At 67.9% G+C, this 14,534-nt stretch carries 9 protein-coding genes; 3 read left to right on the top strand and 6 right to left on the bottom strand.

Annotated features, from left to right (window positions below; all coding sequences use genetic code 11):
- Positions 1-41: 41 nt before the first annotated feature.
- Entirely contained in the window at positions 42-2,240 is a 2,199-nt protein-coding gene (locus tag LMA02_RS28205) for a penicillin-binding protein 1A (RefSeq protein ID WP_228908404.1), read from the top strand.
- A gap of 98 nt (positions 2,241-2,338) precedes the next feature.
- Here LMA02_RS28205 and add read toward each other — a convergent pair whose 3' ends face one another.
- Together add and LMA02_RS28215 are read right to left on the bottom strand one after the other, a co-directional pair.
- Positions 2,339-3,439, bottom strand: a complete 1,101-nt coding sequence (add, locus tag LMA02_RS28210) for an adenosine deaminase (protein ID WP_228908405.1) — start codon at positions 3,437-3,439, stop codon at positions 2,339-2,341.
- A 46-nt stretch (positions 3,440-3,485) separates the two neighbouring features.
- The gene (locus LMA02_RS28215) at positions 3,486-4,835 is read right to left on the bottom strand and encodes an NCS2 family permease (RefSeq protein WP_228908406.1); all 1,350 of its coding nucleotides are present in this window, start codon (positions 4,833-4,835) and stop codon (positions 3,486-3,488) included.
- A gap of 93 nt (positions 4,836-4,928) precedes the next feature.
- Between LMA02_RS28215 and LMA02_RS28220 the strand changes: the two genes are divergently transcribed.
- Positions 4,929-5,840 (top strand): LysR family transcriptional regulator, encoded by a 912-nt coding sequence (locus LMA02_RS28220; protein ID WP_175666582.1) that lies wholly within the window; start codon positions 4,929-4,931, stop codon positions 5,838-5,840.
- Between the two features lie 42 nt (positions 5,841-5,882).
- On the opposite strand, the gene LMA02_RS28225 is transcribed toward LMA02_RS28220, so the two are convergent.
- The 4 genes from LMA02_RS28225 to LMA02_RS28240 all read right to left on the bottom strand — a co-directional run bounded on the left by LMA02_RS28225 (position 5,883) and on the right by LMA02_RS28240 (position 11,492).
- A complete protein-coding gene (locus LMA02_RS28225; RefSeq protein WP_228908407.1) occupies positions 5,883-6,935 on the bottom strand; it encodes a nucleoside hydrolase in 1,053 nt (350 codons plus the stop codon).
- 10 nt (positions 6,936-6,945) lie between these two features.
- The gene (locus LMA02_RS28230; protein WP_228908408.1) at positions 6,946-8,058 is read right to left on the bottom strand and encodes a porin; all 1,113 of its coding nucleotides are present in this window, start codon (positions 8,056-8,058) and stop codon (positions 6,946-6,948) included.
- 164 nt (positions 8,059-8,222) lie between these two features.
- A complete protein-coding gene (locus tag LMA02_RS28235; RefSeq protein ID WP_228908409.1) occupies positions 8,223-9,770 on the bottom strand; it encodes a hypothetical protein in 1,548 nt (515 codons plus the stop codon).
- Between the two features lie 294 nt (positions 9,771-10,064).
- The gene (locus LMA02_RS28240; protein ID WP_228908410.1) at positions 10,065-11,492 is read right to left on the bottom strand and encodes an MFS transporter; all 1,428 of its coding nucleotides are present in this window, start codon (positions 11,490-11,492) and stop codon (positions 10,065-10,067) included.
- Between the two features lie 484 nt (positions 11,493-11,976).
- Here LMA02_RS28240 and LMA02_RS28245 point away from each other — a divergent pair, with 484 nt between their 5' ends.
- Positions 11,977-14,481 carry a DUF3772 domain-containing protein gene (locus LMA02_RS28245; RefSeq protein ID WP_228908411.1) on the top strand — a complete coding sequence of 835 codons (2,505 nt, stop codon included), beginning with the start codon at positions 11,977-11,979 and terminating at the stop codon, positions 14,479-14,481.
- Positions 14,482-14,534 lie beyond the last annotated feature (53 nt).

The following is a 14,534-nucleotide window of genomic DNA, read 5'->3' on the forward strand; positions in this document are numbered from 1 at the left end:
TTTGCTAGGATCGCGCCTTTTCCGACCGCGCTCCTGCCGCCGTGAATCGCTTCGTGCCGTTTCTCCGCAACCTTTGGCTTCGCTGCCGTGACGGCGCCCGCGCGCTGGGCGTCGGCACGTGGCGACGCCTGCGCCATCCGACGCGCCGCGGCGTCGCGCTGACGCTCGCCGCGATACCTGTGCTCGGCCTGCTGGTCCTGCTCGCGTTCGTGCCGTTCACGCCGAGCATCGGCGACATCCGCAAGGCGCGCATCGACCGTCCCGCGCGCGTGCTGTCGGCCGACGGCCAGCTGATCGCCGAATTCCGGCCCGTCAACCGCGAATGGGTGCCGCTCAAGCAGATCTCGCCGCACATGGTCGACGCGCTGATCGCGACCGAGGACCACCGCTTCTACGCGCATCACGGCATCGACTGGCGCCGCACGCTCGCAGCCGGCCTGCACACGTTCTCGGGCAGCCGCCAGGGCGGCTCGACGATCACGCAGCAGCTCGCGCGCAATCTGTATCCGGATGAAGTCGGCCGCGCGCCGACGCTCACGCGCAAGATGAAGGAGCTGATCACCGCGTTCAAGATCGAGACCGTGTACAGCAAGAACGAGATTCTCGAGACGTACCTGAACACCGTGCCGTTCCTATACAACGCGTTCGGCGTCGAAATGGCCGCGCGCACCTATTTCGGCAAATCGGCGGACCAGCTCGACATCGTCGAAAGCGCGACGCTCGTCGGGATGCTGAAGGGCAATAGCTACTACAACCCGGTGCTGAATCCGGAGCGTGCGGTCCAGCGCCGCAACACCGTGCTCGCCCGGATGGCGGCGATGGGCATGCTGTCGCCGCAGCAGCTCGCGCGACTGCAGCGCCGGCCGCTGCGCGTCGACTTCGAGCCGCAGACGGCACAGCCCGGCCCGGCCCCGCACTTCGCGGTGCAGCTGCGCAAGTGGCTGATCGCATGGGCCGACCGGAACAACTACGACCTCTATTCGGACGGCCTCGTCGTGCGCACGACGCTCGATGCACGGCTGCAGGACATGGCGACGCAAGCGCTGACCCGGCAGACCGAACGGCTGCAGGCGGTCGCCGACGGCGCGTGGCGCGGCCCGTCCGGCTGCGGGCTGCGCAACGACCTGTTCCGCGGCTTCATCCGGCAGACATCCGACTACCGCGACGCGCGCGATGCAGGGCTCGCCGATGCAGCGGCACTGAAGCAGCTCGGCGCGAATCGCGCGTTCATGCAGACGTTGTGCGAGCGCAAGACGCAGGTGCAGGCCGGCTTCGTCGCGATCGATCCGCGCAACGGCGCAATCCGCGCGTGGGTCGGCAGCCCCGATTTCGGCAGCGAGCCGTTCGATCACGTCATGCAGGCGCGGCGCCAGCCGGGCTCGACATTCAAGCCGTTCGTCTATGGCGCCGCGTTCGCGGACGGGATGCGGCCGGGCGATACGTTCGTCGACCGCCCCGTCGCGATCCCGATCGGCGCGCACGCGGTGTGGCGTCCGACCGATGCGGAGCCGCCGACCGACGCGCCGATGACGCTGCGCGACGCGCTCGCCCTGTCGCGCAATCGCATCACCGCGCAGGTGATGCAGCGCGAAGGCGCGGCCAGGGTCGCGCAGCTCGCGCGCGCGATGGGCGTGCGCGACAGCCCGCTCGACGCGGTGCCGTCGCTCGCGCTCGGTACGAGCCCCGTCACGCTCAAGGAGATGGTGTCCGCGTACGGGACGATCGCGAACCGCGGCGTGTACGTCGCGCCGCAGATGATCACGCGCATCGAGGATCGCGACGGCAAGGTGCTCGCCGCATTCGGCAGCGCGCCGCCCGAACGCGCGCTGCCGGTGGCCGCGGCGCAGACGCTGGTCGACGTGATGCGCGGCGTCGTCGACTACGGAACCGGTGCCGACATTCGCTCGCGCTACGGAATTCGCATCGACGTCGCGGGCAAGACCGGCACGACGCAGGACAACACGGACGGCTGGTTCATCCTGATGCATCCGCAACTGGTGGCCGGCGCGTGGGTCGGCTTCGACGACGGCAGCGTGACGCTGCGCAGCGACTACTGGGGTGCGGGCGCACACAGCGCATTGCCGATCGTCGGTTCGTTCTACGATGCGGCGCTGCGAGCGCGGGCAATCGACCCGCATGAGCAGTTCTCGCCCGACTTCCGGCCGCGCAGCGCACCGGCGCCGGCACCGAAGCGGCGTCCGCATCCCGGCCTGTTCGACTGGTTGAGAATTTTCCGCTGACCGCGGCGCGAAGTCGCTCGACGCGGGCGGCAGGCGGCAGACGGCCGGCGTGACCGCGTGAGCGATTCGCCGGCCGGCCGTTACGGCAGAAAGCGCGCTCAGTCCGCCGCGAGCGTCGCGGCCAGTGCGTCGAATTCCGGCGCCCACGCCGCGCGCCATGCGGCCTTCGTGTCATCGTCGACCCACGCGCCGTCGATCCCGTTCAGCATGAACTGCTTCAGGTCGGCGGTCGCGAAGCCGAAATGGCTGAACATCAGCTCCCACGCCTCGGACGGATTCACCTTGTGCAGCGTCGGATCGTCGGTATTCGGATGGATCTTCAGCCCGAGGCCCGGCATCTTGCGCATCGGATGCCGCTCCGCCCATTGGTCCGGCGGCAGCGTGCGCAGGTAGTACGAATTGGTCGGCACGACCGTGAAGACGATCCCGCGCTCCGCATAGCGCGCGCAGAGCTCGGGGTTGTCGACGATCGTATAGCCGTGATCGACGCGGTCGACGTGCAACAGATCGACGGCCGTCTCGACGTTGCGCCACGGCATCCCGAACTCGCCCGCATGCGCAGTGGTGCGGAAGCCGGCCGCACGCGCGTCGCGATACGCCTTCCAGAATAATTCCGGCGGCCGGTCGTTCTCGCGGTAGTCGATCCCGATCCCCGCGACTTCGTCCGCGCGATTCGCCTTCATCCAGTCGACGATCGCGACCGCTTCGTCCGGATCCTGCTCGCGATCGATGCTCGGAATCAGGCGGGCGCCGATCCCGAAATCGCGCGCGGCATCGCGAATCGCCGTCACGATCGCGGCCTGCGCGTCCGCATATGGAATGCCCGACACGCGCACCGTACCCGTCGGATTCCAGAAGAATTCCGCATGCCGAACATTGTGCGCGGCTGCATCCTCGAGATACTCGTATGCGATTCGCCGCAAGTCGTCGGGCCGCGTGAGCAGGTATTGGTCGAGCGCGCGCAGCACGTGCAGCACGCCGACCGGCTTCTCGCCGCGCGCATAGAACGCGTCGATCTCCGCGCGCTCGATCGGTGCGCCGCTGCGCTGCGCGAGCGCGACGAACGTGTCGTGCCGCACCGCGCCGAGCAGGTGGCAATGCAGCTCGACCTTCGGCAGCGCGTGGAAGAAGGCCCGATGAGCGGCCGTGATCTCGATGCCCGTGCGCGCGACCGGGACGTTGCCTGGTGTTTCCTTCATGTCTGTCTCTTTTTCGGTAGTGCCGATGCGTCGTGAACACCGTCTCTCAGTGCGGCTTCACGACGGTCCAGAAGTAGTAGCCGAGCGGCAACGCGAGCACGACGAGCCCCCACGACACGTCGCGCCAGCGGCCGGCCAGCAGCTTGACGAGCACGTAGCACAGCAGCCCGCCCGCGATGCCGGTGCCGAAGCTGTTCGACATCAGCGTGAGCAGCACCATCGACATCACGGGCAATGCATCGGTGAAGTCGTCGAAGTGGGTATGGCGGATCGTCGCGAACATCGACAGCCCGATCAGGATCAGCGCCGGCGCGGTCGCCTCCTTCGGGATCGCGAGCGCGACCGGCACGAACAGCAGCATCGCGGCGAACAGCACGGCCGCCGCCAGCGACGACAGCCCGCTGCGGCCGCCGGCCTCGACGCCCGCCGCCGATTCGATCAGCGCGGTCAGCGCGGGAATGCCGAACACGGGGCCGAACGTCGCGGCGAGCGAGTCGACCAGGAACGGCCGGTTGATGTTCGGCAGGTTCCCCTGCCCGTCGAGCAGGTTCGCCTTCGCGCCGACCGCGAGCGCCGTGCCGAGCGTCGAGAAGAATTCCGCCGCGAAGAACGCGAACAGGTACGGCGCGGCAGCCAGCGTCAACGCGCCGCGGAGGTCGAGCTTGAACGCGATCGGCGCGATGCTGTGCGGCAGCGACACGAACGACGCGGGCAGATGCGTGACGCCGAGCGGCACGCCGGCGGCGGCCGCGGCGAGAATCGCGATCAGGATCGCGCCGGGCACCTTGCGCGCCTGCAGCACGATCGCGATCGCGAGACCGATCAGCGCGACGAGCACACCCGGCCGCGAGAAATCGCCGAGTGCGAACGCGTTGGTCTTCGCGTTCGCGACGACCATCCCTGCATTGCGCAGCCCGAGCATCGTCACGAACAGGCCGATCGATGCGCCGAGCCCGAGCTTGATCTGCACCGGAATCAGCCGCATCACGACGCCGCGCGCGCCGAAGATCGTCAGCAGGAAGAACAGCACGCCCGACACGCAGGCGATGCCGAGGCCCGTCTGCCAGCCGACATGTTCCGTCGTCGCGAGCGTCACGCCGATGATCACCGAGCCGCCGATGCCGGGGCCGACGAGGAACGGCAGGTTCGCGTAGAGGCCCATCAGCGTCGTGAACAGCACGAACACGATGATCGTCGCGGTCGTCGCCGCGCCGCGCTCCATCCCGCCCGTCGCGAGCAGCGACGGGATCACGACGAGCAGGTAAGCGGCCGCGAGAAACGACGTGATGCCGGCGATCGTCTCGGTGCGCACGCTCGTGCCGCGCGCCGCGAGCGCGAAGCGCCGTTCGAGCCAGCTGGCCGGCGTACGCGCCGGCATCGTGTCAGTCGCTGACATGGTGGTTCTCCTGTGATTCCGATTATTGTCCTGTGTCGGTTCGCGCGGCGCGGCCCTATACTGCCGCGTACCGCACCCGACCGTTATTGCCCGATGTCGTCCGACCGCTCGTCGCTGTTACCCGCACTCACGCTGCGGCAGGTCCAGCACTTCGTCGTCCTTGCGCATGCGCGCAGCTTCACGCAGGCCGCGCAGGCGCTGTCGCTCACGCAGCCCGCGCTCACCGCGTCGATCCGCCAGATCGAGTTCCTGCTCGGCGGGCGCCTGTTCGCGCGCACCGCCCACCGGCTCACGCTGACCTCCGCCGGCGAGGCCGTGCTGCCGCTCGCCGAGCGGCTGCTGAACCAGGCACGCGGCACCTTCGACGACATGACGCGGCTCATCGGCGAACGCATCCAGACGGTGCGGATCGCGTTCATCCCGTCGGTCGCCGGCCGCCTGCTGCCCGCGCTCAACGCACTGCGCGGCACGCATCCGGCGCTGCGCTTCACGCTCACCGATCTGCCGAACAGCGCCCTCGTCGAAGCCGTGCGCGACGGCGTCGCGGATCTCGGCATCGGCGTGCGCGAACCCGACAGCGACGACGGCACGCTGCACTATCAGCAGCTCTTCGAGGACGAGATCGTGATCGTCGTGCGGCACGACGATCCGCTCGCGGGCGCGAAGAGCGTCACGTGGGCGAAGCTCGTCGACCGCGAGCTGGCCGTGTTCGTGCGCGGCAGCGTCAGCGAGTCGCTGCATCGCACCGGCGGCGCCGCGAAGCTGCGCCTGAACGTCGCGTACCGGATGGAATACACCGAACCGCTGTACGCACTCGCGCGCAACGGCCTCGCGACCGCGGTGCTGCCGAGCCTCTACACGATGCATCTGCACGATCCCGAACTCGTCGCGCTGCGCGTGGAGAAACCGCGCGTCACGCGCGCGATCTCGCTGATCTCGCTCGCCGCCGACGATCGCGGCCCGCACGTGCGCACCTGCCGCGAGTGGATTGCGAAGCACATCTGATCCGGTTCGGCGCGCGACACGTCACGTTGCGTCACATTGCCTTCAGGGAAGCTTCGCGATGCGCTCGGCGAGCGTCGCGTAGAAGCGGTCCGCGTCGACCTCGTTGATCCACGTCGCGTTCGGCGCGCGGCCGCTGCGCCCGTTCCAGTCGACCACCGTCTCGCCGAGCGTCCACTGCCCGGCCGTCTCGACGACCACGTTCACCTTGCGCCCGTTGAACAGCGTCGGATCGACGAGATAGCCGACCGCCGTCGGGTCGTACATCGGCCCGTCGTCGACGCCGCGCCGCTTCTTGTTGTACGCGAGCTCGGCGTCCATGATGTCCGCGACGATCGCGCCGCAGCGGTTGCCGAGCGCACGGAACGGCGCGACGCGCGCCGGCGTGATCGGCGCCTTCACCGCGACGTCGCGCGGCAGCACGACGATCGGCACACCGCTGCCGAACACGACTTCGGCCGCCTGCGGATCGACGTAGATGTTGAACTCCGCGGCCGGCGTGATGTTGCCGCGCTCGAAAAACGCGCCGCCCATCAGCACGATCTCGCGCAACGCGCCGCGGATCTGCGGCGCTTCGACCAGCGCGGTCGCGATGTTCGTCAGCGGGCCGAGCGCGCACAGCGTCACGCTGTTCGGCGCCGCGCGGCTCAGCGTATCGACGAGGTACGACACCGCATGCCCGGCCGCGAGCGGCGCGCGCGGTTCGTGCAGCGCGACACCTTCGAGGCCGGTCTTGCCGTGCACGTTCGCGGCCGTCACGAGCTCGCGCACGAGCGGGCGCGGGCAACCCGCGAAGACCGGCAGTGTCTGCGTGCGGCCGGCCCAGTCGCGGATGATCCGCGCATTGCGTTCGGTCAGGTCGAGCGGCACGTTGCCGGCCACGGCAGTCAGCGCGCGCACGTCGAGGCGGTCCTGCGCGCCCAGCGCGAACAGGATCGCGATGGCGTCGTCCTGCCCTGGGTCGGTATCGATGATCACCGTGCGGCGCGCGGCGTCGCCGCCGGCCGCGAACGCGCCCGTTTCGGGCAGCAGCGCGGTGCCGGCCAGCGCGGCGGACAGTTTCAGGAAGGTGCGGCGGGATGCGATCGGATGGGTCATGGTCGGGCTCTCAGAATACGTGCCGGACGCCGAGCGTCGCCATCATCTGGCGCGTGCCGGTCGAGCGTGCGTACGCGAAGATCTGCGCGTGCTCCGCATCGCCGGCCGCCTGCTGCGCGATCACCGTCAGCGCGACGTCGGTGCGTTTCGACAGGAAGTAGTCGGCCTGCAGGTTCACCTGGTGCCATTTCGGCCGCTTGTCGATCACGTCGTACTTGCCGTTCGTGAACGCATACGCGGCACCGAGAAAGAGCTGCGGCGTCATCGTATAGACGACGTTCACGCCGACGTTCTGCAGGTGCAGATGCGAATTGTCGAGGTAATCGTAGCGCACGTCGGTAAACAGCGCCGCGAACTGCGCGCGGCCGATCGTGTAGAAGCCGCCCGTGCCCGCGATGCGCTGCCGGCTCGCGAACACCGCCGGCGACATCGCGCTCTTCGCGAAGATCAGGAGCGGCGAACCATAGTCGTTCGCGATCGCGCCGTCCTGATTCGTGCTGCTGTATGGATGGTTGTACTGCGCGTAGACCACGCTCCAGCGCAGCGGGCCGCGCTCGTAGCCGAGACCGAAGCTGTACGCGCTGTTGTTCGCGAAGCCCGTCGCGTTACTGAAGCCGTACAGCGCGGTGAACTTCAGGCCGTAGTAGACGGGGCTCACGTACTTCACCGAGTTCTGCACGCGGATGTCGTTGTAGCCGTTGTCGTTGTCGCCGATGTTCACGCCGTTGCTCGCGATGATCACGGGCCCGATGTAGTCGTGGATCGCGTCGTACTGGCGGCCGAACGTCAGCGACCCGTAGGTGCGGTCGGCGAGGCCCACGTAGGCCATGCGCCCGAACTCGCGGCCGTTCTGCGCGGCGGTGCCCGTCATCACGTTGAAGCCGTTCTCGAGCTGGAAGATCGCCGACAGCCCCTGCCCGAGATCCTCCTTGCCCTTCAGCCCCCAGCGCGGGTTCTGGTTCGTGCCGGACAGCGCCTGCCAGGCGTTCTTGCCGCCCTGGTTGGTTGCGTACCCGACGCCGGCCGAGATGAGACCGTACAGCGTGACGCTGCTTTGCGCACCGGCATGGGTCGCGAAGGCGCCGAGCATCGCGAGCGGAGCGAGCTTGTAGAGAGTTTTCATGCGGGTCGTAGGGTCGGTGAGGGTCCGGGCGCGGCAGGGTTTCCGCGAAACCGGACTCGACTATACGAACCCCGATCGGATAATAAAAGTTTGCTTTTCTTATGTCTCGATAAAACGGATTTATTCTTATCCGACCACCTCCCGCAGCGGCGGACCGGCTGCCGTCAGTCCGCCGTGTCGCCGTTCTTCGGCAACTTCGACCACGCGTTGCGCCCCGGCGCCGGCGACCATGCCGGACGCGTCTTGCGCGCGCTGTCGATCACGACCAGGTAGCGGCCGGCGATCGGCGTGATCTCGCGATCGTGGCGCAGCACCCACAGCGACTTGCCGGCTTCGACGCGCGCCTGATAGTCGTCGTCGAGAATGCCGTGCCGGTCGAGGAACGTGTTCAGCGACGCGGGAATCCGCACACAGCCTTTCGAGTGGCGAATGCCCAGCAGCGCCTCGAGACGGTCGGGGTCGGTTGCGTGCATCTGGAAACGCATCGGCGACTTGCCGCCCTTGCCCCAACCGCGCTCGCCGTCCACCCAGCCGAAGTCGTAGATGCGCATGTCGCGCTGGCCGTAGCCGCGAATGCCGTTGTCGTTCGTCGTGCCTTCCGCGCGGAAGTCCATGTTGTCGGGCGAATGATGGAACACACCGAGCGGCGTCAGGAAGTGATCGTACTTGCCGGGCCAGCCGGTGCCGACCGGCGACGCGCCGATCATCAGCCACGGATTGGTCGGCGTCGCGCGGAAGTAGATGAACAGCGCCTGCACGTTCGGCGTGCGGTCGACCATCGCGACGTACTCGCCGGCCAGGTCGCCGAGGTTCGCATCGGCGAGGGCCTTCTGGAGGCGCACGCCGTATGCGCGCTGCTCGCTCGCGGGCACGTTCAGGCGCCGCGTGACTTCCTGCGTGAAGTCCTTGCGCATGTCGATCGCGCGCGCGGTTGCATTCTTCGCTTCGTCGGCCGACAGCGGCGGGTGTCGGCGCGGCGGCGTCGGCGCGGGAGCCTCGGCTTCGCTCGCCGGCGTGCCGGAAGCGGCCGATGCAGGCGATGCCGCGGATGCCGGCGATGCGGTGGACGCGGAGGATGCTGCTGATGCCGCGCTGGCCGGTGCAGTATGATTCACAGTGGATGCCGCTGATGCGACGCTGGCCGGCGCAGCATGATGCACGGCCGATGCCGCGGACGCCCCGCTGGCCGGCGCAGCATGATTCACGGCGGATGCCGCGGACACCCCGTTGGCCGGCGCAGCATGATTCACGGCGGATGCCGCGGACGCCCCGTTGGCCGACGCAGCATGATGCACGGCGGATGCAGCAGATGCCCCGCTGGCAAGCGCAGCATGATGCACGGCGGACGCCGCCGATGCCCCGTTGGTCGGCGCAGCACGATGCACGCCCGATGCCGCCGATGACGGCATTGCCCCCGACGACGCAGGCGCCGCCGAAGCAGGATGCGCGGGCGATGCAGTTGATGAGGATGACGTAGCAGCGGACGACGGCACGTCGGACGCGGCAAAGGCTGACCGCTCGACAAGCACGGAGATCGGGAGCGCGGCCGCGAGCCACACGGACGCGGCGACGGCGAGGGTACGGCAACGCGGCTTGGGCAACCGTCGCGTCAGGTCGGAAAGCATCATACGATCGAGGCCATCGGCCGATCCGGCCGCCGCACATGGCGAACGGCGCGTCTTCCGCACGAGCCATCGACACGCCGCAGGCATCGCATGCCTCGGCGCCGACGCCTCTTCGCGGTGGAGCCGTTCGCAGTGCAACACGTTCGGCACGATGGCGGCTAATGAGTCGTCAGGTCTTTCATTCTACCCGCGCGGACGACAATCGGCAGGGCCGAACCCCCGGTTTTGCGGCGGTTTTGCGCTTCGTCACGCTTTGTTTCAACTGGTTGCCGATTGCTTCGCCGCCGCATGGCAGGCTGTTACGTTGTGCGTTTCGGCAACATGAAACCGCGGCAACGCGCGCTCGCATGCCGTACCCAACACACGAGCGCACCGCCGTCTCTATTTCGAAATCGCTTCGAGCGCGATGCCTTTGGTGCGCGGCCCCATGAGCCCGATCGCGGCCATCACGATCACCATCGCGCCGGCGATGAACGCGAACACGCCGAACGTGCCGAAGCCTTTCAGCACGGCCGCGATCACGAACGACGAGAAGATCGCCGAGAAGCGGCTCCACGAGTAGACGAAGCCCACCGCGCGTGCGCGGATCGACGTCGGGAACAACTCGGCCTGGTACGCGTGGAAGCTGTACGACATGATGTTGCTCGCGAGCGTGAGGCCGATGCCGAGCACGATCAGGAACGCGCCCACCGTCGTCTGGCTGAACAGCAGCCCGCAGACGACGATCGCCGCCGCCATCGCGACGATCACCGACTTGCGCTCGAAACGGTCGGCGATCACGAGGCCGATCAGCGGACCGAGCGGCGCCGCGAGCGCGATCACACTCGAATACATGAGGCTCGACGTGATCGTGATGCCCTGCTTGATCAGCAGCGTCGGCACCCAGTTCGCGAAGCCGTAGAAACCGACCGTCTGGAACACGTTGAAGATCGTCATCATGATCGTGCGGCTGCGATACGGCGGCACCCACATGTCGCGGAAGCTGCCGCGCGGCGGCACCGGCTCGGCCGGCGCGGGCGGCGGCAGCGGCCGACCGTATTCGGCTTCGACCTTCGCCTCGAGCGCGCGCATGATGCGGTCGGCTTCGTCGACGCGACCCTGCTGTGCGAGCCAGCGCGGGCTTTCCGGCAACGCGCGGCGAATCCACCACACGAACAGCGCGCCGTGCGCGCCGATCAGCACGACCCAGCGCCAGCCGTCGAGACCGAACGGCGCATGCGGCACGAGCAGGTATGCGAGGAACGCGACCACCGGCACCGCGACGAACCCGACTGCCTGCTCGCATGCGAATGCGCGGCCGCGGATCTGCTTCGGCACGAGTTCGGAGATATACGTGCCGATCGTGACCATCTCGACGCCGAGGCCAAGACCGACGACGAAGCGCCAGAAGTTCAATCCGCCTGCGGTGTCCTGGAACGCCATCACGACGTTGGCGGCCGTGTACCACAACAGCGACCACGTGAAGATCGCCCGGCGGCCGAAGCGGTCCGCGAGGAAGCCGCATGCGATCGTGCCGATGAAGAGGCCGGAGAACAGCGCGGCGATGAAGCTCGCGACGCCCGTGGTGCCGAACAGGCCGTGCGTCGTCGCGGACAGGATCCCGCTTTTCACGAGGCCCGGCGCGATGTAGCCGCTGTACAGCAGGTCGTAGAGTTCGAAGAAGAAGCCGAGGCTCAGCAGCACGACGAGCTTCCAGACGCTGCGGGTCGGCGGCAGGCGGTCGAGGCGGGCTGAAATCGAGCCGGCGTCGATGGGGGCAGTTCGAATGGTGTCCGCTACGGAAGCGGGATCAGGCGCGGTCGATGCCATGGTGGCGAGTCTCCGGATTATTGATTGTCTTGGCGCTACCAGAGGGCGTTGGCAAGCGGCTTTGCGCATTTTAGCGAGGCGAGAGACTGAACACATCAATCGTTGAAGCACGGTCGCAGGCGACAATGCGCTGGACCCGCGGTGATCCACCGCTGCGTCGACGACCGCCCTGCGCACTCGATCCCCATTTATATACGTGATACGCGCCAGCAGTATGTAAATTTCGTAACTATCGATCCGGCTGATCGAGCGCGCCGAATCGTCGAAACACCGCTTCCCGGGTTCGGCAAAATCGACGTTCGCCCTGTTGGCACGGGCGCGAGCGGCCATTTCCGGCGCTGCCGCCCGCGCCCCGTCGGCCGAATTCGCGCATATCTGTTCGAATTTCGTTCGACCCACACCCCGGTAACATGCTACCGGGCCAAACTCCCGGCTTCCGGGCGCCGTTCGGCGTCCGGCATTGTCGGCAAAACGTAAGCATTCCATGTCCATACAACGACTATCCACGTACGCACGCCGGATCGCGCTGTTCGCGTTGCTGCAGTTCGCAGCGCTCGCGACCGCGTCGGCGTTTCCGGGCGCCGCATCCGCGCCGAGCGCGAGCGGCGTCGGCGTCCCCGTGCCGACCATCTCGCTGAGCGACGCGGTTGCGCAGCTCAAGCAGATGCAGGTGCAACAGGACCGCATCAAGCAGCAGACGTCGAACGCGACCAACAGCAAGGAGCTCGACGGGCTTGGCGAAGCGACGCAGGAACTGAGCGCCGATGTCGAGAAGCTGCAGAGCGAGCTCGCGCCGCAGCGCACGCAGATCCAGGCTCAGCTCGACGTGCTCGGCCCGCCGCCGGCGCCGGGCGCATCGCCCGAAACGCCCGCGGTCGCGCAGCAGCGGGCGACGCTGAACGCGCGCAAGACGCAAATCGAGGCGGCGCTGAAGCAGGCGGCCGACCAGAAGGCCAACCTGGCGAACCTGAACGACCAGTTCGCGAAACTGCACCGCAGCCTGCTGCGCAATCAGCTCGCGTTCCGTTCGGGCAGCATCTTCGGCGCGCAATTCTGGTTGCCGCTGTTCCATCTGTCGCCGGACGATGTCCAGCGCCTCGCGGACTTCAACGACGAGCTGCGCGACATGCTGCGCTCGTCGTGGACACCCGGCCAGCGCGCCATCACCACGCTGCTGTTGATCGCCACGCTCGCGGTCTGGCTCGGCGGCCGCCGCCTCCTCGAGCGCGGGCTCGCGTGGTTCTGCCTGAACCGTCTGCCGCCCACCCGGCTGCGCCGCAGCGCACTGGCGCTGGCGACGGCATTCTCGACGCTGCTGGCGACCGCGGTCGCCGTGCAGGTGCTCTATCTCGCGCTCGCCCGCCACTACGAGCTCACGCCGTCGATGAGCGATCTGTGGGACCAGTTCGCGAAGCTCGCCGTGACCTGCGCGCTGATCGCCGGCCTCGGCCGCGCGCTGCTCTGCACGAAGCATCCGTCGTGGCGGCTGCCGGCACTCGCCGATCCCGTCGCGCTCGCGATGCGGCCGTTCCCCGGCGTGCTGGCCGCGCTGCTGCTGATGTCCGGCACGCTCGAATCGATCAACCGGATCGTCGATACCAGCCTGTCCGTCACGCTGTTCGGCCGTGGCATCGTATCGCTCGTCGTCGCGCTGACCGTCGGCGCGTCGATCCTGCGCGCGAACCGCGTACGCACCGCGCTCGCGGCCTCCGGCGAGGCGCCCGAGGAGCGTTCGACGCTCGCGGGGCTGATCCATGCGGGCGTCACGCTGGCGATCGTCGTGTCGCTCGTTGCGCTGCTGATCGGCTACATCACGGTCGCGCGCTTCATCACGTACGAGCTCGTGTGGTTCGAGATCGTGCTGTGCAGCGTCTACATCCTGACGCAGCTGACGCGCGACGCCAGCGAAAGCCTGTTCTCCGCGAACCTGTCGAGCGGCAAGCAGATCAAGCATCTGTTCGCGCTCGACGACCGGCATCTCGACCAGGCGCACACCGTCGTGTCCGGGCTCGGCACGAGCCTGCTGATGCTGGTCGCGGCCATCGCGCTGGTGACGGGCGGCTTCGGCACGACGCCGAGCGACCTGCTCGACAGCGCGATCGCGATGATCGGCGGCCAGCGGCTGCAGAGCCTGAACATCATGCCGGACCGGATCCTGAACGCCGTCATCGGGTTCGCGATCGGCTTCTACCTGCTGCGCTCGGTGCGCCGCTGGCTCGACAACGAATTCATGCCGGCGCTCGGCATGGACGCGGGGATGCGCGTGTCGCTGGTCACGCTGTTCACCAACGTCGGCTACGTGCTGCTCGTACTGATGACGCTGGGGCTGCTCGGTGTCAGGTGGAGCAACCTCGCGTGGATCGTCAGCGCGCTGTCGGTCGGTATCGGTTTCGGCCTGCAGGAGATCGTGAAGAACTTCGTGTCGGGGTTGATCCTGCTGACCGAGCGGCCGGTGAAGGTCGGCGACATGGTCAGCATCGCGGGCGTCGAAGGCGACATCCGCCGCATCAACGTGCGCGCGACCGAGATCCAGCTCAGCGATCGTTCGACCGTGATCGTGCCGAACTCGCAGTTGATCTCGCAGAACGTGCGCAACGTGACGATGGGCAACAGCACGCAAGGCGTCGCGACGCTGACGCTGACGTTCCCGCTGAACACCGATCCCGTGCAGGTGCGCGACCTGCTGCTCGATGCGTATCGCGAACACCCGGCCATTCTCGACAAGCCGGCGCCGTCGGTCACGTTCAGCCAGCTGGCGCCGGACGGGATCACGCTGAGCGTGACGGGCTACGTGGCGAGCCCGCGGATCGCGGCCTCGACCAAAAGCGACCTGCTGTTCGAGATCCTGAAGCAGTTGCGCGCGGCGCAGATCACGCTGTCGACGCCGCAGATGCTGGTCGTGCAGAACATGCCGGCGCTCGAGGGTGCCACGCGGCAAGAGCCAGAGCCGGAAGCGAACATCCGCGCACACACCGGTCGATCCGCGTAGCGCACGCCTCACCGGAAACGACAAGGGCCGGTTACCGCTCCCGCGGTAACCGG

Origin of the sequence: Burkholderia sp. B21-005 (genome assembly GCF_020843965.1) — a bacterium.
Taxonomy (GTDB): Bacteria; Pseudomonadota; Gammaproteobacteria; order Burkholderiales; family Burkholderiaceae; genus Burkholderia; species Burkholderia ambifaria.